A 19973-nucleotide genomic window follows, 5' to 3' on the forward strand; every position below is an offset into this window, starting at 1 on the left:
GGCGGGCGGCGTTGTTGGCTGTATCGCGACTCGTTGTCATCGGGATTCGTCGGCCGGCGCGCCGGCGTCCACAGGTGGCACGGCCTCCTGGGGCTGAGGAGGCGGGAGGAGCCGGGGGACGACCTTTCCCATGGCGTTGCGGGGCAGGCAGGGCAGGAACACGACGTCACGTGGGACGCAGAAGCAGGCCAGGTGGGACCTGACGAGGCTCTGCACGGATTCCTGGGTCAGGGCTGCCCCGGCGCCGTCGTCGGTGCGGACGATGTAGGCCACGAGTCTCTTGCGGAACTCCGGGTCGTCGGCGCCGACCACGGCCACCTCGGCCACCCCGTCTTCGCCTGCGAGGAGGTCCTCGACCTCACGGGGGTAGACGTTCTCGCCGCCGGAGACGATCATGTCGTCCGTCCTGCCGTCGATGAACAGCAGCCCCTCGGGCCCGATGTGGCCGAGGTCGCCCGTGCAGACGAGATCGCCGTGGCGCTCCTTGTCCGCTCCCGGGCGGGTGTAGCCCTCGAAGACCATGGAGTTGCCGACGAAGACACGCCCCACTTCACCGTCGGGGACGCGGTGTCCGGCCTCGTCCAGCAGGAGCAAGGTGGTGCCGAGTGGGGGCCGTCCCGCGGTCGCCGGGTGCGCGGCCATTTCGTGGGGCTGCGCGATGGTGGCCCAGGCGACCTCGGTGGCGCCGTAGAAGTTGTGGAGCACGTCACCGAAGCGCCGGCGGGTCTCCCGTACGAGGGAGGTGGTGAGGGCGGATCCGCTGGAGGCGAGGATGCGCAGTGCCGGCAGGTCGGGACGGTCGGTGTCGGGCAGCGCCACCATGCGCGCCAGCATCGTCGGCACCACCACCATCGCACCTGCCTGGTTCTCGCGGGCGGCTTCGAGGGAGTTCTCGGCCCGAAACCGGCGCTGTAGGACGAGAGTTGAGCCGAGGGAGAGGCCGATCTGGTAGTTGGCCCATCCCCAGCCGTGGAAGAGCGGCGCCGCGACGAGAATGCGCTCGCCCTCGCGGAACGGAATACGCGAGAGCAGGGCGGCGATGGGCATCCAGTTCTTCGGCTCCGGACGCTGGGCTCCCTTGGGGGTGCCGGTGGTGCCCGACGTGAGGAAGATGAGCCGTCCGCGCCGTGGCCGGCCGGGCAACGGCGCGCCGGTGCAGCCCAGTTCGATGGCCTTGGCGAGCCCCGTGGGGCCTGGTGAGTCACCGTCGCCGCCAGAGCCGCCGGTGCGGGCGAGTCCCTGGGGGCGGTGGTCCGGGGTCGTCCACGCCTGCAGCACCGGGGGCGCGTCCTTGATCTCACCCAGCCGTTCGAGGAACTCGCCGTCGGCGATCAGCAAAGTGAGTCCCTGTTCGGCGACCACGTCCGCGAGTTGGTGTGCGGACGCCTCGGTGTTGAGGAGGACCAGATCGGCACCGATGCGGGCGACGGCACCACTGACGAGGTGGTAGCCGCGGTGATTGCGCATCAGCACGCCGATCCGCGTGCCTTCACGGCTGCCGGTGTTCCACAGATACGCGGCGAGCGCGGCCGCGTCCTCGTCCAACCGCCGGTAGGTGAAGGAGCCCTCGTCATCGACGACGGCGATGCGGTCCGGCGTTTTCACCGCGGCTGAGGCAAGCGCACCACCGGCGGAGAAGCCGTACCGGCGGATCCGGCCGAGGGAGCGCAGCAGACGGTCCGGCCGCGTGCCGCCGATCACGCCCGCACTCCTGAGAACGCGCAGGCCGGCGACCAGGTCGCCGGCCGCGGCCGGGCGGACGTGCGTGCCACGGACGACGTTTCGCGTACCGGCCTTCACGAGGTGGTTCCCTTCCGGTGGCGGATCTCGCCCTGGTGCCGAGCGAGTGTCCGGCGCAGTACTTCGGCGACGAGGTCGGGCCGTTCGAGCATCGGGGCGTGCCCCACGTCCGGTATCCACTCGCGGGTGGTGTGCCCCGGCAGCTCCTCCAGGAACATGCGGGAGAAGGAGGGATGGGGCAGCAGTGCGTCCTTGCGGCAGAGCAGCAGCGTCGAGGGTGCGCTGACCCGGTCGAGGCCGGTGATCCCTCCGTCGCGCAGGCCGGCCCACAGCATCCACAGGTAGACCCGGCAATGCGTGGTGGCACGTACGTAGTTGGCCGCCGTCTCGCGAGGCACCGCCGCCGTCTCATGGCTGACGATCTTCAGGGCGGCACGCTGGATCCAGCGGCGCTTCGCGGCGAGATCGCCCAGCAGATTCCCGGCCACCACGAACGGCAGCAGGGCCAAGAAGGTCAGTCCGATGCGGAACTCGGTGCGGGAGAGGTTCCGCCAGCCGCCGGCCGGTGCCAGTGCGGTCACGCTGCGTGCCCGCCCCCTGCGTTCCAGCTCCAGGGCGACCCAGCCGCCGAGCGAGTTCCCGACGACGTGACAGGTCCGCCAGCCGAGCGCGTCCAGCTTGGCCTCGATGTCGTCGGCGAGCGCGGCCAAGCTCACCTTCCGCCCCGAGGTGGGCGTGGTTCCGCCCCAGTGGCCCAGCATCGTGGGGGCGTAGACGTCGTAGGAGTCCGCAAGACGCTCGGCCACCGCTTCCCAGACATGGTGGGACAGGGCGAACGGGTGCAGGAGCAGGAGCGGGTCGCCGGAGCCTGTCCGTAGCTCGGAGGCTGGAGTGGGTGACATGCCTGCAGTATCGAAACCGGCGGGGCGCGGCCGATACGTTCGGGACCCCAGACTTGGCTCCCTCGGATTTATGGAAATCTCCAAGGCGCGAGAGGGACGCTCGGCGTTCACCATGCCTGCCCGGGCGGCGTCCCCGGCCGCTCCTTCCCTGCCTGCGAGCTGGTCCGTGTGCTGCCGCCCCGACCACTTCGAGGTGGGGGGGCACTGTTTGGGCATCCCTACAAGATCTGCTTGCCGTCGCAGGAGGCTCCCTATAGCGTTCCGGGCGTGGAGGAAGCCGAGGTCGGGTCAGAGGACCGGCGCCAGGCATTGCTGCGTTACGTCACCGATCACGCACCCCAGCTGGCCGAGCGCTTCCTCTCCCTTTTCCGTGCGGAGATCGCCGAGTACGGGCACGTACGCTCGGCGTCGCTGGCCCCGTCCGTGACTGCCGCTCTCATCCAAGTGGCCCACGCCTTGGCCGAACAGCGTTCGCTCGGCGCCGAGGAGCTGGATGCCCTGCGGGACTACGGCGAGCTCCGGGCCAGGCAGGGCATGCCGCTGGATGCCGTACTGCGCGCCTGGCAGATCGCGGTCCGGGAAGCCATCGCCCAGGCGGTCGTACGGGGCCGCGAAACCGGGGTACCGGACGCCGAGCTGATGAATCTGACGGGTGACCTGCTCGCCGCCACCAATGCCGCAACGCTGGCGTTCAGTACAGGCCACCAGGAAGCCACGGCCACACTCGCCCGCCACGACGGGGTCCGCAGAGCCGAGTTCCTCCGCCGTCTGCTGCTCGACGAGAACACTGAGGCCCGAATCCGCATCGATGCCCAGCAGTTCGGCCTGCAACCCGACCGCACCTACCACGCTCTGCGAGCGCACGTCCTTGGCGATGGCGGTCTTCTGGACCTGGAAGCCGCCCTGAGCCGTCACCCCGCCTGCCGGCCACCCGCCGGCCTCGTCGCGTTGGTCGACGACGAAGTGATCGGCCTGAGCGACCGGATCCCCAACGTGCCCGCCAACGCTGTGCTCGGCGCCGGCCCCAAGGTTCCCCTCGACGGCCTTCCCAGCTCGATCCGGGCCGCTACCCGGACCGTCACAACGGCCCACGCCTTCGCCATACCGGGCACCCACCGCCTCGAAGACCTCGGGCTGCTGCCCGCCGTCATGGCCGACACCGACATCGGAGACGCCATGGTCCGGCGCTACCTCGCTCCGATCGGTGAGGGTGGCGCGGCCTCCGCCCTGCTCGCCACCGTCGACCGCTATCTCGAATGCGGTATGCACATCGGCCGCACCGCCGAGGCCATGGTCGTCCACGAAAACACGGTCCGATACCGCCTCACCCGCTACGAAAGCCTCACCGGCGCCTCCTTGCGCGACACTCACACCGCCCTGCAGATCTGGTGGGCACTGCGCCGAAGCCACTCACTACGTTCGGGGTAGTCGTCTGCGGAGGCTGACACGAAAACATTGAGGCAGAACTATTGGGTTGGCCATTCGAGGGTGTAGCGAACGTGGTGGGCATGGAAGTAGCCCTGGATATGGCGGAGTTGGCGCCGGCGCGGCACCGTGCCGGCGCCAAGGACGCAAGAGGCCACCACGGAGCGAAGGGTGCGGGGGACCGCTGACAAGCACACCCGATATACGAATGCCTCCTCAAGGGCCCTCTCGTGCGATCGGTTCAGGAAGGGGTGCCCGTCAGGACTCCGACCTTGCCGGTGTCGAGCGAGCAGTAGGCGCCCACCACGGCAAGGGCGCCCTTGCGCACCAGTGGGGCGAGGTCCTTGTCGGAGCGCAGGCCGGTGGCGGTCAACTTGGCCTGGGCGCGGGCCATGGCGTCGGCCGGGTCGGCGCCGCCTTCCTTCGCCGCCTGCTCGTATGCCTGCTGCAGAGCCTCGACGATCGCCGGCAGGTTGCCGGGCAGCGGTTTGCCATCACGCAGGGACTCGATACGCCGCCTTCACGGCGCCGCAGCGCTGATGGAGGAGAACAGCACGAAGAAGTCCACACTGTCGGGCGAGAAGATCTCGTGCAGAACCAGAGTGCCGCCAGATGTACGAGACGGGGAGCCACTGCCACTGCCTCGCGGTGACACCCCGCTGCGGGGCGGGTCTCCCCTGGCCGGAGCAGTTACGGCAGCAGGAGAACCACCCGTCAGCTGGTGGACGACCCTGGCCAGGCCCTCGACGTTCGCCCTGGCTGGGTGCGTTCTTTGGCGTCCCTGGCTCGTAGTTCCTTGAGCTTGACGAGGGGCCGGTGGCGCTGTTCAACCACGCGGTCGGGGGGCTGCGGCGGAAACGGGTTCTGCTGCCGGGCCTCTCGGTGCCGGCCCGGCAGGTCTTTCGAAGTCCGCACGAACGCGGAGAAGCGGCTGCCCGCCACGGTGGCCAAGGCCGCGCGCCGCGCGGACCCGTCCCTGCCCGGTGGCCTGGAGACGGCAGGCCCCGGTCCGCCACGAGCGCGGACGGCGCGGAAGCCGACACACGACGCGCTGAGCCATGCGAACGGCTGACAGACAGCGCCCTCCGGCCACGGCTGAGGGGTGACGGGGCTCGGTCTTCCTACATTGACGCCCATGGCCAAACGTGCGTTTGTCGGGGGATACCGGTGGGTGTTCGGCCTCCTCGACCTCGCCATACTGGGAGAGTCCGTGTCCCTGGCGCTCCAGCAAGGGAAGACGGTCGCCGACCAGGTCAGCTATTTCACCTTCCTCAGCAACCTGCTCGCCACGGTCGTCCTGCTGGCCGGGGCCTGGCCGTGGACCGGGCGCGACTCCCGCATCTACGACCTGTTGCGCGTCGCCGCGACCACCTACATGGTCATCACCGGCATCGTCTACAACCTGCTGCTGTCACACACCCTGCTGGGGATGTCGGCCCGGGTCAACACAGTGCACCACCGGATCATGCCGGTCGTCATGGTGCTGGACCGGCTCATCGACCCCGTCAAGCAACGGCCCACACGCCGGGCCCGGCTGCTGGTCCCCCTCCTCCCCCTGCTGTACGTCGTCTACACCGAGGTCCGCGGCCTCGCCGTCAACTGGTACCCGTATTATTTCCTCGACCCCAGGCCGCATGGGTACGGGCGAGTGGCCCTGTACGTGGGAGCCATGATCGTGTCGGGCGCGCTCTACAAGCTGGGGACGACCTTCGTGGGCCGCGCCGTGGCCAGGAGGCGCCGGGGCAGGGCCGACCGCCCAGGCCGGCCGCCGGGGCATGATGGTGATCAGTGACCACGTCAGGGGAGCCTCGGCATGCATGGCCGTGCGGGCCGGATCAGGCAGAAGACCTTCCGCGCAGCGGAGCGGTCAAGGCACTGGGCGATTTCGCGTCGGGTCTTGCCCCCGGTGAGCTGCACAATTCTCCGGGCCAGCGGACACAGGGTCATGCAGGGGCCTGCAGCATCGCCTCTTCACCGCCCTCGTCGTTCTCGCTGTCGTCGGCGAGCCGCGCACAGGTACCGAAAAGTTCTCAACTATGCAGCTTGGCCGGTCTCCTATGCTGCGGCCATGTAGCGATTCCACAGCTCGATCGGCAGCGAACTGCCCGCCGTACGACTGGGTGTTCCGCCGATGCCGTCCAATGGGAGCAGCTCCTGCGTCCTGGGGTCGATACGGGCGAGCGAGACCGCGGTCGACAGGGAGTCGCGGTAACCGACGTACCACGCAGACCTGTTGTCCTGCGCGGTGCCGGTCTTGCCGGCCGTGCCGGGCCCGGCGGCCTGCGCCGGCTTCGCCGTGCCGGCGCGGACCGCCTCGCGCAGCGCGTCGTCCACGGCACCCGCCACGTGCGGCGGCAGGGCCTGTTCGGGCTCCGGCCTCTCCACGGGCACGTCGTCGCCGTTGCGCCGGATTCCGGCGACCGAGTACGGCTCGGTGTGCCGGCCCTTGGCGGCGAACGTGGCGTAGGCGTCGGCCATGCGGATGGCGCTGGGCGTGGAGGTGCCGAGCGAGAACGACGGCAGTCTTTCTCCGAGGCTGCTCTCCAGCAAACCTGCCTGCACGCCCACCTTGCCGACCTGGTCCAGCCCCACGTCCATGCCCAGCTGCATCATGGGGGTGTTGACCGACTGGGCGACCGCGTCCCGGAGTGAGATCTTCCCCCAGGACCTGTCGCCGTCGTTGACCGCTCTGACGATCTTCCCCGACCGGTCCCAGTAGGGGCCCTCCGGGGTTTGCAGCGAGACCTTGTTGTCGCCGTCGTAGAGCGTCGCCGGGGTCACGGGTGTGCGGGGTTTGCCGCGCTCGCGTTGCACCCCGTCGCGCAAGGCAGCCGCGTAGACGAAGGGGGTGAAGGCGCTGCCCGCCGGCACGACGGACGAATTGGCGTCGTTGAAGCCTTGTTTGAGGTAGTCCGGCCCGCCGTACAGGGCGACGAGGCGTCCGTCGGTGGTCACCGACGCGGCCCCGATGCGCACATCGCGGTCGGCCGCGCGCCGGTCCGGGGCCAGACCGTCCCGTGCCTGCTCGGCCGCCCGGGTGAGCGCTGCCATCCGCTTCTTCTCGAAGGTGGTGCGGATCTGGTAGCCGCCGAGCGCGAAGTCCCGCTCGGAGACGTGGGAGTGGGCCAGCAGATAGGCGCGGGCCGTCTCGACGAGGTAGCCGGTCTGGCCGGTCAGCCCGGTGACTTTGGGTGGGGCGATCGTCTCGGGGAAGTGCGTGTACTGCGCGCGCTCCTGCCGGGAGAGCTTGCCGATGGCCACCATCCGGTCCAGGACCCAACTCCAGCGCTCCACGGCGCGCTTGTGGTTCTCGGCGCCGGCCGTCGGGTCGTAGAGCGCGGCCCCCTTGAGCAAGGATGCCAGGAAAGCGCCCTCGCTCACGTTCAGCTGCGAGACGTCCTTTCCGTAGTAGGCGTGGGCGGCCCGCTGGATGCCGTAGGTACCGCGCCCGTACCAGCTGGTGTTGAGGTACTGCTCAAGGATCTCGTCCTTGCTCATCTTGTTGTCGAGCTTGATCGCGATGATCATCTCGGTGAGCTTGCGGGTGAAGGTCTGTTCCTGGTTGAGGTAGGCGTTCTTCACGTACTGCTGGGTGATGGTCGAACCGCCCTGGGTGTCGCCCCCGGTGACCATCCTGGAGACCGCGCGGACCATGCCGCTGGGAGAGACCCCGCTGTCGGAGTAGAACGTCTCGTTCTCCGCGGCCAGCGTCGCCCAGCGGACCTTCTCGGGCACCTGGTCCAGCGGCGCGTCCTGCCGGTCGACCTCGCCGGTGCGGGCCATCTCACTGCCGTCGGCCCAGTAGTAGACGTTGGCCTGTTGGGTGGCGAAGGCGTTGAGGTCGGCGGGTATCTCGGTGCGTATGTACGTGATGGCCAGGAGTCCGGCCATGATGGTGACGGCGGAGCCGAGCAACCCCAGCGTCTGGCGCCACGACGGTACCCAGCGTCTGAATCCCGTCCGGCCCGGGCGGGGATAGGCGGGGCGGAATCGTGACCCGACGGGCGGGACTTCCCGCGTCCGGGGCCGGAGTTCGTACAGGCGGGGGCGAATCATCACTGGACCGTCCGGCAACAGGGCAGGGGCCCGGCCGCCGTGGGGGGACGGCGGCCGGGCCGGTACGGGGGGCGTCAGCTGACGGCGGACTTGCAGGTGGTGGGGGTGGCGTGCGCCGGGTCGAGCGCGTTGGCCACCTCGTGGAAGGCGACGCGGTCGATCGTGCCGATCGCGGCGTGCTCGGAGATGTCGAGCTTGCACAGGTCCTGGAGGACGACGTTACGGACGTCCGGGCCGGACAGGAACTGGGACGTGTACGGTGTGGCGATCTCGTCGTACTTGGTCGAGATGACCGTGTACGTCACCCCCGGCACGGTGTCGGGCTTGGAGTTCAGCTTCTTGAGGAACTCCGAACCCATCAGCTGGTCCTCCACTCCGGGCAGGGTGAGGGAGAAGACCTTGCGTGCGCCGGGGACGGTGTCCACGAGGCGGGACATCCCCGAGACGGTGGTGCCGTGGTTGTCGGGGGCGATGCCCACGAGTTTGCCGACCTTGGCGGCGCCGTCCAGGAAGTTGAGGTAGTAGCGCGGCAGCGGGCCGCCGCCCTGGGAGTGGCCGACCAGGTCCACCTTCTCGGCACCGGTCGACTTCCGGACCTTGTCCACGAACGCGGACAGCTGCTGGGCTGACTTCTCGATCGGCCCGAGGCCGTTGACGAGCGGCACCCCGGCCTTCTGCCCGTAGTCCAGCGAGTAGACGCAGTAGCCTCGCTTAACCAGGTACGGAGCCAGCACGAGCCAGTTGTCCCAGGAGTTGCCGAAGGTGCCGTGCATCAGGACGACGGGCTGGGGATGGGCGGCGGACGGCTTGCAGGACCAGTTGTTCCAGCCGCTGGTGACGGTCGTCTCGGACTTGGCGGTTTTCTCGGTCTTTCCGGTCTTCGCGTCGGCCGGGGCAGCGGACGCGGAGGCTGAGCCGAAGGACAGGGCCAGCGCCAGCGCCGAGACGGCACCGGCGAGGACGCGGAGCGTTCTTGTGCGTACGGACATGGAGCTTCCTTACGGGGGGGAGGGTATCGGCTTGTGCCGGCCGACGAGGTCAGCTGACGGCGGAGGCGCAGGTGGTGGGGGTCGCGTGCGCCGGGTCGAGCGCGTTGGCCACCTCGTGGAAGGCGACGCGGTCGATCGTGCCGATGGCGACATGCTCGGAGATGTCCCACTTGCACAGGTTCTGGAGCTCGACGTTGCGCACGTTCGGGCCCGACAGGAACTGCGTCTTGTACGGGGTGACCACCTCGTCGTACTGGGTCGCGAGGACCGTGTACTTCACGCCCGGCACGGTGTCAGGCTTGGAGTTGAGCTTCTTCATGAACTCGGAACCGGTGATCTGGTCCTCCACGCCGGGGGCGACGAGGGACAGCCCCTTGCTCACACCGGGGATCATGCGCGCGAGGGTGCCCAGTCCCGAGGCGGTCGTGCCGTGGTTGGACGGGGCTATGCCCACGAGCTTGTCCACCTTGGCGGCGCCGTCCAGGAAGTCGAGGTAGTAGCGCGGCAGCACGCCACCGCCTTGCGAGTGACCGACGATGTCCACCTTCTGCGCGCCCGTGGACTCAAGGACCTTGTCCACGTAGGCGGACAGCTCCCCGGCCGACTTGGGGATCGGCGCCTGGCCGCCGATCCCCGGTGTGTAGGGCAGCTGGCCGTAGTCGAGGGAGTAGACGCAGTAGCCCCGCTTGACCAGATAAGGCGCCAGGACGAACCAGTTGTCCCACCGGTTCTCCCAGGTGCCGTGGGCGAGGATCACAGGGTTGGGATGGGCGGCGGACGGCTTGCAGGACCAGTTGTTCCAGCCGCTGGTGACGGTCTTGCCGGCCTTTCCGGTCTTTGCGTCGGCCGGGGCCGGGGCCGCGGACGCGGAGGCGGTGCCTGCCGTCACGGCCAGGGCCAGCGCCGAGACGGTGCAGGCGAGGGCGCGGAACGATCTCTTGTGCGGGAACGGTCTCTTGTGCGGGGGCATGGGGGTACCTCACAGGGTGGTGGGGTTGGGCAGGGGGGGAGAGGAGTTACTTGACCAGGGACTTCCAGTCCGGGGACTGTGCCGGGTCCAACTGGCGCATCTTCGCCAGGACTTGGGGGTCCTGGACGTCCAGCAAGTCGGCGAGCTGCTTGAAGGTCACGCAGCGCACGCCGTCGCGTTTGCACACCGATTCCACGACGTCCTCAACGGCCTTCATATAGATGCCGCCGTTCCAGTCCTCGAAGTGGTTGCCGATGAACAGCGGCGCGCGGCTGCCGTTGTAGACGCGTTCGAAGCCGTTGAGATAGCTGTCCCTGGTCAGCTTGCGCCACTGCTCGTACTCGACCGGATCGCCTTGGGTGCGCTCGCCGGACTGGTTGTAGAGGAAGTTGAAGTCCATGGAGAGGACCTGCCGCTCGATCCCGGGGTAAGGGACGAGCTGCAGCGGGAAGTTCCAGATGCCGTCGTTTTTGGACGGCCAGATCTGGAAGTCGCCCGGCGAACTGGCGTCATAGCGCCAGCCGAAGGACTCGGCGGCCTTCAGCAGGTTCTTCTGGCCCTCCAGGCAGGGAGCCCGGCCGCCGGCCAGCTCCTTCCGGTAGTCGAAGGGCAGTGGGGGAAGGTCCTTGTATCCGGTATTGGTCTTCCAGTTCTCGACGAAGGAGTAGGACTGCTCGATCTCGCTCTTCCACTCGGCGACGCTCCAGTCGCCGCCTCCCTTGGCGCCGCAGAAGTGCCCGTTGAAGTGCGTGCCGATCTCATCGCCCTCCAGCCAGGCGCCGCGCAGCTGTTCCAGGGTGTCCCTGATGTGCTGGTCGGTGGCGTACGAGATCGCCATTTCGCCGCGTTTGTGCTGCGGTGGTCGGTATTTCGACGCCATTGACTTGGGCAGCAGATAGGTCCCGGTGAGGAAGAACGTCATCTGCGCGTTGTTCTCCTTGGCGACCTCACGGAAGTGCGAGAACTGCTCGTCGTCGCCCTGGAGGGCGCCGTCCCAGGAGAACACCAGGAACTGCGGTGGTTTCTCGCCCGGTTTGAGCTTCACCGGCTTGGGCTGGTGCGGCTGCGGGCCGGTGGAGGACGTCGAACCGTCACCCAGGATCCGCACCTTTCCGTCCCACTTCTCCTCCGGGTTCACCGTCTTCGCCCCGGACGGGGCGGGTGTCGGCGAAACGGACGGAGGGGCGGACGAGGGACGGGCGGAGGGAGGGAAGGCGCCCCTCTTCCTGGCCCCGCCCCCACCGGATCCGCAGCCCGACAGCAGCCCGAGCATGAGGGCGGTCCCGGTCACCAGGACCACCACGCCGCCCACCGTACGCATCAGGTGCGGTACGCGTACCACTTGGTGAACGGCAGCATCACCGAGAGGCTCAGCAGCGATCGCCGGTAGGTGTCGAAGGAGTGGTACGTCAGATACGGGGTGCCGAGAGCGTCGCGGTAAGTCACCAGCATCGTGTGGTCCTTGGACCCGTCACGGTCGAAGTCCGCCTGGAGGACGTCCCCGACCTCCATCTGGTAGGCGTACTTCAGCGGCTTCACCCGATTCGAGTTCTGCGCGAACCAGGACCACTCGTTGACGCCGGTCCAGGAATCCGACTGGGTGTCGGACCCGTACCACCACTTCGTGTAGTCACCGGCCTTGCCGGGGGCGTGGTTCCAACCGCCCGCCTTCAACGCCTGGCTGACGAAGTTCGTGCAGTCCCCGCCGGCCCCCAGGGGGTACGACCGGTAGGCCGGGTTGTAGTTCTTCCAGTACTTCTCGGCGTAGTCGGCCATCGCCTTGTAGTCGAGGCCGGTCTTCGTGTCCTTCGGCAGCCGCTTGGGGAACGGCCAGGCACTCGCCTCGGGTGCGTTCGGCATGTCGCCCGCGCCCGCTGCGGCCTTCACCTTGGGCGCCGTCGGTGCGGGTGCGTTGACCGGCGGCATCTCGTCCAGAGCCTTGATGCCCGTCAGCTCCCACGCCCCGTTGCCGGCGGCGGCGAAGCTCAGCTCGTGGTGGGCCTGGAAGCCGGTGGTGCCCGGCTCGTCACCCCGGATCTTCTTGTAGGTCAGCTGCGTGGTCTCGGTCACCCGCACCGTGGCCTTCTTGCCGTCGACGCCGGTCCGGTCCACCGCGACCCGGGTGTCGCCGGCGGAGTACGCCTCGCCCAGGGCCTTGAGCTTCTTCTTGCGCTGGTGCAGCGAGGCCACGACGGACTTCTCCGAACGCACCATCGCGGAGGAAAGGCGCACCTTCTTCGTGGGCGGCGGGGTGCTGTGCCCCTGCGCCTCCCCGTCGACGATCGCCGCCGTACGGCCGGTGAGCACGACACCCGCGATACGGCCGAAGGATTCGGCCGTCGCCCTGTCCATGCCCCCGGGCCGGGCCGCAGCCCCCGCTGTGGACGTCGGCACCAGCGCGGCCGACACTGCCAGGGAGGCGACCATACCGGCAGCAGATCTGAGCGTCAGTGATTTCACAGGACTCCTTTCTCCATCCGGCCCTTTTCGAGCCGGACAGCAGGAATCCTCGCAGAAAGATCCGGAATGACAACCCCGGATCCGGAGAAATTTCCGAACGGAATTCAACTCGGAACTGACGGAGAGTCAATTACCAACGTTTCCAACAGGGTTGATCCTGTCGCCGCGGCTGGTACGGACTAATTCTGCGGTAATTCCGCACCCGTTGCGGGCTTACCGCAATCCCCTTGCGGATTTCCCGCAACCAATACTGGCCCGATCGCGAATGTGATGTACGCCATTCACCGGACAGCGCTGAACGGACTATTCCATTCGCATTCCGTCGTGCAATGATCCAGCCAGGCCCACCGGGGAAGTTGGGCCGCTTTCTCTCCGTGACGACTGCTGACCGTCGCACACCTCTCGACTCATCTCACCGGCACCGATCGCGGCGTCCCTCCGGTCCTGGGACGCCCGGCGCTCCCTCGCGTTCCCGGTGCTCCCGAACGACCCTCTTGCCTCCCGGAGTGCCCGTGTCCACAGAAACAATCCTGGGCGTCAGCCCGTTCGGCGAACCCGATCCACGTCTGGTTGCGGCGGTCTGCCGGGCCGGCGGTCTGGGCGTGCTCGATCTCGGAAGGGGTCGGCGCCGCGCGGCCCGCGCGGCCCTCCAACTGGTGCGGCAATGGGTGCCGGGCCCCTTCGGAGTGCGCGTCGGGGCGGGATGCGCACTCGGGCCGGACGACCTGGCGGCCGACGGGGGCGTGCACACCGTACTGCTCGACGCGGACGCCGGGTTGGCCCCGGGCGACCTCGCTGCCGGCCGGCACCGCGTCCTGGCCGAGGTCACCGGCTACGAGGAGGCCCTCGCAGCCGCACGCGCCGGGGCGCACGGTCTCGTCGCCCGGGGGAACGAGGCTGGCGGACGGGTCGGCGAGCTGAGCACCTTCGTCCTCCTCCAACAGCTGGTGGCGGACCCGGAGCTCGGCCTGCCGGTCTGGGCCTGCGGGGGCATCGGGCCGCACACCGCCGCGGCCGCCGTCGTCGGCGGTGCGGCAGGGGTCGTCCTGGACACCCAGCTGGCGCTGCTCGACGAATCCGGCGTCCCGGAGGAGGTGGCGGCTGCCGTCCGGGCCATGGACGGCTCGGAGACCGTGGTGGCCGCCGGCCACCGGGTGCTGCGCCGCCGGGGACCGGACGCACCGCCCTTGCCGGACGAGCCCGGCGAAGTCGCCCGGCTGCTGGGCGCGGACGATCCCCGGACCCGGCTGCTCCCTGTGGGCCAGGACGGCTTCCTGGCCTCCTCGTTCGCGCGGCGCTGGGGCGATGTGGGCACGGCCGTCCGCGGTGTCACCTCCGCCATCCGGGAGGCCGTGCGCGACGACGACGCCGCGGACGCGCTGCTCCGCAGATCCCCGATGAGCCGCGCGCTGGGCACTGCGCTGCCCATCGCCCAAGGGCCCATGACCAGGGTCAGCGACCGAGCCGGGTTCGCCGCCACCGTCGCCGGCCACGGCGGGCTGCCGTTCCTCGCGCTGGCCCTCGCCGGGCCGGTGGAGACCCGGACCCTGCTGGAGCAGACCCGCGACGAACTGGGCGGACGCCCCTGGGGCGTGGGCATCCTCGGCTTCGCACCAGCGCAGGTCAAGACGGCGCAGCTGGAGCTCGTCCGGAAGATCAGGCCCTCCTGCGCCGTCATCGCGGGCGGTCGGCCCGCGCAGGCGGCCGAGCTGGAGGCAGCAGGCGTCGACGCATTCCTGCATGTGCCCTCGCCCGGGCTGCTCCGGCAGTTCCTGGACGCGGGCGCGCGCAAGTTCGTCTTCGAGGGCTCGGAGTGCGGCGGCCATGTCGGACCGCGGAGCAGCTTCGCACTGTGGGAGGCACAGGCCGAGGTGCTGGAGGAGTTCCTGGACACGGTCGCGGGCGCGGACCCCGCAGAGCTGCGGGTGTTCTTCGCCGGCGGCGTGCACGACAAACGGTCGGCCGCGATGGTGGCCGCGCTCGCCGCGCCGCTGACCGCCCGCGGAGTGGCCGTCGGGCTGCTCATGGGCACCGCGTACCTGTTCACCGAGGAGGCGGTGGACCGGGGTGCCGTACGGCCGTCGTTCCAGCGGCAGGTCCTGGCGGCACGGCGGACCGAACTGCTGGAGACCGCACCCGGGCATGTCACGCGCTGCGTGAGCAGCCCGTTCACGGACGAATTCCGCGGTGCCAAGGAGGAGTTGCGGGAGCGGGGCGTCCCGGAGCGGCAGGCGTGGGAGCGGCTGGAAAAGCTCAACATCGGGCGGCTGAGGATCGCCAGCAAGGGCGTGGAGCGGACCGGTGAGTCGCTCACGGAGGTGGACGAGCCCCGGCAGCTGGCCGAGGGCATGTTCATGGCCGGCCAGGTGGCCGTGCTGCGGTCCGCGGCCACCACCGTCCCCGAACTGCACGCCGCCGTCAGCGCGGAGGCCGCCGGCTTCTTCGCCGCGCGTGCCCGGCGGCTGCGCGAGGGGTTCTATCAGGACGCCTCGGAGCGTGTCCCGGCCCCGCTCGACATCGCCGTGGTCGGCATGGCCTGCATGTTCTCCGGCGCGCCGGACCTGGCCGTCTACTGGGCGAACGTGGTCGCGGGCACCGACGCGGTCGGCGAGGTGCCACCGGAACGCTGGGACCCGGAGCTGCACTACGCGCCCGATGCGGACGGCGCCCGCACGGCGTCGAAGTGGGGCGGCTTCCTGCCGGACATCCCCTTCGACCCGCTGCGCTACGGCATCCCGCCGTCCTCGCTCGGCAGCATCGAGCCGGTGCAGCTGCTCGCGCTGGAGGCCGCGCGGCGGGCGCTGCGCGACGCCGGCTACGAGGAGCGCCCCTTCGACCGCTCCAGGGCCTCGGTCGTGTTCGGGGCCGAGGCGGGCAGCGACCTGTCGAACGCCACCACCGTGCGCACGGTGCTCCCCGCCTACGCGGGGGAACTGCCGCCCGGGCTGGACGAGCAACTCCCGCGGCTGACCGAGGACTCGTTCCCGGGCATGCTGGCCAACGTCATCGCCGGGCGGATCGCCAACCGGCTCGACCTGGGCGGTGCGAACTTCACCGTGGACGCGGCCTGCGCCTCCTCGCTGGCCGCGGTGGACGTGGCGTGCAAGGAACTGTCCGCCGGCACCAGCGACCTCGTCCTGTGCGGGGGCGCGGACCTGCACAACGGGATCAACGACTATGTGCTGTTCTCCTCGGTGCACGCGCTGTCGCCGACCGGCCGCTCCCGCACCTTCGACAGCGCGGCGGACGGTATCGCGCTCGGCGAGGGCGTCGCCTGCGTCGTCCTCAAGCGGCTGGCGGACGCGGAGCGGGACGGCGACCGCGTCTACGCGGTCGTCAAGGGCGTCGGAAGTTCGAGCGACGGCAAGTCCCTGGGACTGACGGCACCCCGCCCAGAGGGCCAGCGGGCGGCGCTGGAACGGGCCTACCGGCACGCCGGGATCTCCCCGGCCGAGGTCGGCCTGCTGGAGGCGCACGGCACCGGGACGGTGGTCGGCGACCGTACCGAACTCACCACACTCACCGAGGTGTTCACTGAGGCCGGGGCGGCGCCGGGCGGATGCGCGCTCGGCTCGGTGAAGTCCCAGATCGGGCACACCAAGTGCGCGGCCGGTCTGGCCGGCCTGATCAAGACGGCCCTGGCCCTGCACACCGGGGTCAGGCCGCCCACGGCGCAGCTGACCCGGCCCAACCCGGCCTGGGAGGCGGAGAGCAGCCCGTTCGCCTTCCACACCGTCGCCCGCCCGTGGGCGGCCGCGCCCGGTGAGCGGGTCGCCGGGGTCAGCGCGTTCGGCTTCGGCGGCACCAATTTCCACGTGGTGCTGCGCGGGCACGAGGCGGGGCCTCCGCCCCGGCACGGGCTCGACGCCTGGCCGGCGGAGCTGTTCGTCTTCCACGGCGCCGACCAGGCGGAGGCCGCCCGGGAGATCGGCCGACTGCTGGAGCTGATCGCCGAGAACGACCGGCAGGGCCGTTCCTGGCGGCTGCGCGACCTGGCGCTGAGCGCCGCCCGGCGCGCCGACGCGTCCGGGAAGCGGGCCTGGACGGCGGTCGTGGCCCGTGACCTGGACGAGTTGCCCGGGCTGCTGGGGCGGGCCCGGGAGGGCGAGCACGATCCCCGGACGGGGGTCTACGGTGCGGGGACGGACGGGCCGGATAGGTCGGACAGCTCGGATGGCGAGGTGGCGTTCCTCTTCCCCGGCCAGGGCAGTCAACGCCCGGACATGCTCGCCGAGTTGTTCATCGCCTTCCCGGAGGTCCAGCGGTATCTGCGGACCGGCCGCGAGTGGGCGGACGTCATCTTCCCGCCGACCGCCTTCGACCCCGCCGCCGAGGAAGCACGGCGCGCCCGGGTCACCGACACCAGGACCGCCCAGCCCGCACTGGGCATCATGGGGCTGACCGTGTCCGAGCTGCTGGGCCGGGCCGACGTCCGGCCCGCGACGGTGGCCGGGCACAGCTACGGCGAACTGGTCGCGCTGTGCGCGGCCGGGGCGTTCGACCCGGAGACGCTGCTGGAGCTGAGCGCGGCGCGCGCGGAGGCGATCCTGGCCGCCGCCGGCGCGGAGCCGGGGACCATGGCCGCCGTGGCGGCCGGACACCAGGACGTCGCCGAGGAGCTGCGGGCGGCCGGGCTGGCCGGACGGGTGGTGGTCGCGAACCACAACGCACCGCGGCAGACCGTGATTTCCGGTTCCGTCGAAGAGGTCGGGGCGGCGGTGTGCCGACTGCGCGAGCGGGGCCTGGGCGCCAAGACCGTGCCGGTGGCGTGCGCCTTCCACAGTCCCCTGGTGGCTCCGGCCGGTGAGCGGTTCGCCGAGGTTCTCACCACCCGGCACGTGACCGCACCGGAGATACCGGTGTGGGCGAACCGGACGGCCGCCGTCCATCCCGATCATCCAGACGGGATACGGGCCGAGTTGGCGGCCCAGATCGGTTCCCCCGTGCGCTTCGCGCAGCAGATCGAGCAGATGTACGAGGCCGGCGTCCGGATCTTCGTGGAGGCCGGGCCGGGTTCGGTGCTGACGGGCCTGGTGGGCCGGATCCTCGGCGACCGTCCGCACACCGCGGCGGGGTGCGAGGGGCCCGAAGGCACCGGGCTGCGCGGCTTCCTGGGCCTGCTCGCCCGGCTCGCCGTCGCCGGCGTCCCCGTCCGCACCGGCTGGACACACCACGGACGCGACAGCGTCGAAGCCGTACCCGGGACCTGCCCCGCGGCACCCGGCTGGATCGTCAACGGGCACCTGACACGCACCCGGGACGGCGGACTGCTGCCCGGCTCGCTCGCACCCGCCCGACGCATACCGATGGAGGAGATGACAGTGATCAGGGCCCAGGACGGTGGCACGGCGGACGACCGTGACCGGATGGTCCATGAATTCCTGCGCACCAGCCGGGAGTTGGTTGCGGCGCAGCGCGACGTGCTGCTGACGTATCTCGGCGGGGCGGCGGATGTGCCGCCGGTCGCGCCGACGCCGGTGCCGACTGGGCTCCCACCAGGCGCGCTCCGGCCGGGTGTGCTCCCGCCGGCCGCGCCGGAGCCCGCTCCCGTCGCCGCTCCCGTGCTGTCCCCGGCGGCGGCACCCACGGCACCGGCGGACGTACTGGCGACCGTCCTGGACATCATCAGCGAACGCACCGGCTATCCCCTTGACATGATCGAGCCCGGTCTCGACCTGGAGGCCGACCTGAGCATCGACTCGATCAAGCGGGTCGAGATCGTCGGCGAGCTGGCCGCACGCCTGGGCTTCGGCGCCGGCGGGACCGAGCTGCCCCGGCTCGACGACGCGGAGCTGGAAGCGGTCTCGAAGGCCCGTACAGCGTCCGGCATCGCCGAACTGTTGGAGGACCGGCTGCCCGGCGGGGGAACGGCTCCCGTGCAGCAGACCCCCGCCCCTGCGGAGGACCCCGGTCCGGCCGCCACCGGCGAGGCGCCCGGCAGGCTGGTGCTGCGCAGCGTCCGCCTCCCTTCCCCCGACGGGGACTTCGCGGTACTGGAGGGGACACGGTTCGCCCTGCTGGGCGGTGCCGGACCGGTGCCGGACGCGCTGGCCGCCCTGCTGGGCGCCCGCGGCGCGGAGGCGGTCGCCCTGCCGTCGGACCACGTGCTCACGGACGCGGACGGCCCGCTGGACGGGGTGTTGCACCTGGAGGCGTTGTCCCAGGACGGCGGCGGGCCGCTGCTGCCCGAGTCCTTCCCGGTGTTCCAGGCCGCGCTGCGGTGCGAGCCGCGCTGGCTGCTCGCGGCCGCGCCCGCCGCCGACGCGCACGTCCACGCCGGGACCGGCGGACGGGCGGACGGGCTACGGGGCATGTTCCGGACCGTCGCGCGGGAGTACCCGGACACCCTCGCCCGGTTCGTCGAGCTGGCCCCGCAGCTGACGGCCGCCGAGATGGCAGCCGCGCTGGTGGGCGAGTTGACGGCCGAGGAGCCGGCCCCGGTGGTGCTGCGGTCGCCGGACGGCGTCCGGTCCGGTCTCGAAACCGCGGCCGCCGGCCTCGGCGCCCTGGGCGACCGCGGCGCGGGCCCGGCCGGGGACGGTACGGCCGAGGCGGCCGCCATCGGCCTGCACCGGGACTCGGTGGTACTGCTGATCGGCGGGGCCCGGGGCATCTCCGCCCGGGTCGCCGCGACGCTGGCGACGGCCTCCCGCTGCCGGATCGAACTGGCCGGCCGGACCAACCTGCCGGACGCCCCCGAGGGCGAGGCCACCCGGCAGGCGCAGGACCGGGCCGCGCTGCGGGCCGCCCTGGCCGACGGCGTCCTCTCGAAACAGGGGGAACGCTCCCCGTCCGGGATCGAACGGGAGGTCTCGGAGATCCTGGCCCGGCGGGAGGTCCGCCGCACCCTCGGCACGCTGCGGGACCTGGGGAGCCCGGTGCGCTACCACACGGTGGACGTCCGGGACCCCGAGGCGGTACGCCGCCTGGTGGCGGACGTCCACGCCGAACACGGCCGGCTGGACGGCGTGGTGTACGCGGCCGGGATCATCGAGGACCGGGTCCTGGCCGAGAAGGACCCCGACTCCTTCCGCCGGGTCTACACCACCAAGGTCGACGGCGCGCGCACCCTGCTGGCGGCGCTGGACGAGCTGCCGCGAACTCCCCGGTTCGTCGTGTTCTTCGGCAGCGTCGCGGCCGTTCTCGGCAACCGCGGCCAGGCGGACTACGCGGCCGCCAACGACGCCCTGCAGTCCCTTGGTGGCCGGTGGGCGGAGAAGTCCGCGTCCCGCACGCTGACGGTGCACTGGGGGCCCTGGGCGCCGGACGGGGAGCACGCGGGCATGGTGACCCCCGAGCTCGCCCGGGAGTACGCGCGGCGCGGCGTCGGACTCATCGACCCCGAGGAGGGGGCGCTGTGCCTGTTGCGCGAGCTCGCCTGGGGCGAGGAATCGGCCGACGCCGTGGTCTACACCGCAACGGGCTGGTGAG

11 protein-coding genes and 1 pseudogene are annotated in these 19973 nt (G+C 70.7%); 4 read left to right on the top strand and 8 right to left on the bottom strand.

The window, feature by feature from the left end:
- Positions 1-36: 36 nt before the first annotated feature.
- Together JNO44_RS03010 and JNO44_RS03015 are read right to left on the bottom strand one after the other, a co-directional pair.
- Positions 37-1800, bottom strand: a complete 1764-nt coding sequence (locus JNO44_RS03010) for an AMP-binding protein (protein ID WP_205361090.1) — start codon at positions 1798-1800, stop codon at positions 37-39.
- Positions 1797-2642: an alpha/beta fold hydrolase gene (locus JNO44_RS03015; RefSeq protein WP_205361092.1), complete on the bottom strand. Its 846-nt coding sequence runs from the start codon at positions 2640-2642 to the stop codon at positions 1797-1799. Before JNO44_RS03015 ends, JNO44_RS03010 begins: the two co-directional genes overlap by 4 nt.
- Positions 2643-2909: 267 nt before the next feature.
- Between JNO44_RS03015 and JNO44_RS03020 the strand changes: the two genes are divergently transcribed.
- Positions 2910-4070 (top strand): PucR family transcriptional regulator, encoded by a 1161-nt coding sequence (locus tag JNO44_RS03020; RefSeq protein WP_205361093.1) that lies wholly within the window; start codon positions 2910-2912, stop codon positions 4068-4070.
- A gap of 238 nt (positions 4071-4308) precedes the next feature.
- On the opposite strand, the gene JNO44_RS43020 is transcribed toward JNO44_RS03020, so the two are convergent.
- Positions 4309-4461 (bottom strand): carbonic anhydrase, encoded by a 153-nt coding sequence (locus JNO44_RS43020; protein WP_240167387.1) that lies wholly within the window; start codon positions 4459-4461, stop codon positions 4309-4311.
- 413 nt (positions 4462-4874) lie between these two features.
- On the opposite strand from JNO44_RS43020, the pseudogene JNO44_RS45005 reads away from it, so the two are divergent.
- A pseudogene (locus JNO44_RS45005) lies at positions 4875-5091 on the top strand (hypothetical protein); the annotation flags it as partial.
- 111 nt (positions 5092-5202) lie between these two features.
- Positions 5203-5859, top strand: coding sequence for a Pr6Pr family membrane protein (locus JNO44_RS03035; RefSeq protein WP_205361095.1), 657 nt, complete (start codon positions 5203-5205; stop codon positions 5857-5859).
- Between the two features lie 263 nt (positions 5860-6122).
- On the opposite strand, the gene JNO44_RS03040 is transcribed toward JNO44_RS03035, so the two are convergent.
- The 5 genes from JNO44_RS03040 to JNO44_RS03060 form a co-directional block, all read right to left on the bottom strand.
- Positions 6123-8123 (bottom strand): transglycosylase domain-containing protein, encoded by a 2001-nt coding sequence (locus tag JNO44_RS03040; protein WP_205361097.1) that lies wholly within the window; start codon positions 8121-8123, stop codon positions 6123-6125.
- 74 nt (positions 8124-8197) lie between these two features.
- On the bottom strand, positions 8198-9112 hold the full coding sequence (locus tag JNO44_RS03045) for an esterase/lipase family protein (protein ID WP_205361099.1): 915 nt from the start codon (positions 9110-9112) through the stop codon (positions 8198-8200).
- Positions 9113-9161: 49 nt separating this feature from the next.
- Positions 9162-10082, bottom strand: a complete 921-nt coding sequence (locus tag JNO44_RS03050) for an esterase/lipase family protein (protein ID WP_205361101.1) — start codon at positions 10080-10082, stop codon at positions 9162-9164.
- 46 nt (positions 10083-10128) lie between these two features.
- Positions 10129-11403 (bottom strand): polysaccharide deacetylase family protein, encoded by a 1275-nt coding sequence (locus JNO44_RS03055; RefSeq protein ID WP_205369351.1) that lies wholly within the window; start codon positions 11401-11403, stop codon positions 10129-10131.
- A complete protein-coding gene (locus JNO44_RS03060) occupies positions 11403-12509 on the bottom strand; it encodes an amidase domain-containing protein (RefSeq protein WP_205361103.1) in 1107 nt (368 codons plus the stop codon). Before JNO44_RS03060 ends, JNO44_RS03055 begins: the two co-directional genes overlap by 1 nt.
- A 545-nt stretch (positions 12510-13054) precedes the next feature.
- Here JNO44_RS03060 and JNO44_RS03065 point away from each other — a divergent pair.
- Positions 13055-19972, top strand: a complete 6918-nt coding sequence (locus JNO44_RS03065; RefSeq protein ID WP_240167388.1) for a type I polyketide synthase — start codon at positions 13055-13057, stop codon at positions 19970-19972.
- The last annotated feature ends 1 nt before the right edge of the window (position 19973 follow it).

It is taken from the genome of Streptomyces noursei (genome assembly GCF_016917755.1).
GTDB lineage: Bacteria > Actinomycetota > Actinomycetes > Streptomycetales > Streptomycetaceae > Streptomyces > Streptomyces yunnanensis.

Excerpts from the sequence above, each read along its gene's own strand:
- JNO44_RS03050 (WP_205361101.1), bottom strand. The coding sequence starts at position 10,082 with ATGCCCCCGCACAAGAGACCGTTCCCGCACAAGAGATCGTTCCGCGCC.
- JNO44_RS03045 (WP_205361099.1), bottom strand. The coding sequence starts at position 9,112 with ATGTCCGTACGCACAAGAACGCTCCGCGTCCTCGCCGGTGCCGTCTCG.
- JNO44_RS03035 (WP_205361095.1), top strand. The coding sequence starts at position 5,203 with ATGGCCAAACGTGCGTTTGTCGGGGGATACCGGTGGGTGTTCGGCCTC.
- JNO44_RS03040 (WP_205361097.1), bottom strand. The coding sequence starts at position 8,123 with ATGATTCGCCCCCGCCTGTACGAACTCCGGCCCCGGACGCGGGAAGTC.
- JNO44_RS03060 (WP_205361103.1), bottom strand. The coding sequence starts at position 12,509 with ATGGTCGCCTCCCTGGCAGTGTCGGCCGCGCTGGTGCCGACGTCCACA.
- JNO44_RS03055 (WP_205369351.1), bottom strand. The coding sequence starts at position 11,403 with ATGCGTACGGTGGGCGGCGTGGTGGTCCTGGTGACCGGGACCGCCCTC.
- JNO44_RS03015 (WP_205361092.1), bottom strand. The coding sequence starts at position 2,642 with ATGTCACCCACTCCAGCCTCCGAGCTACGGACAGGCTCCGGCGACCCG.
- JNO44_RS43020 (WP_240167387.1), bottom strand. The coding sequence starts at position 4,461 with ATGGCCCGCGCCCAGGCCAAGTTGACCGCCACCGGCCTGCGCTCCGAC.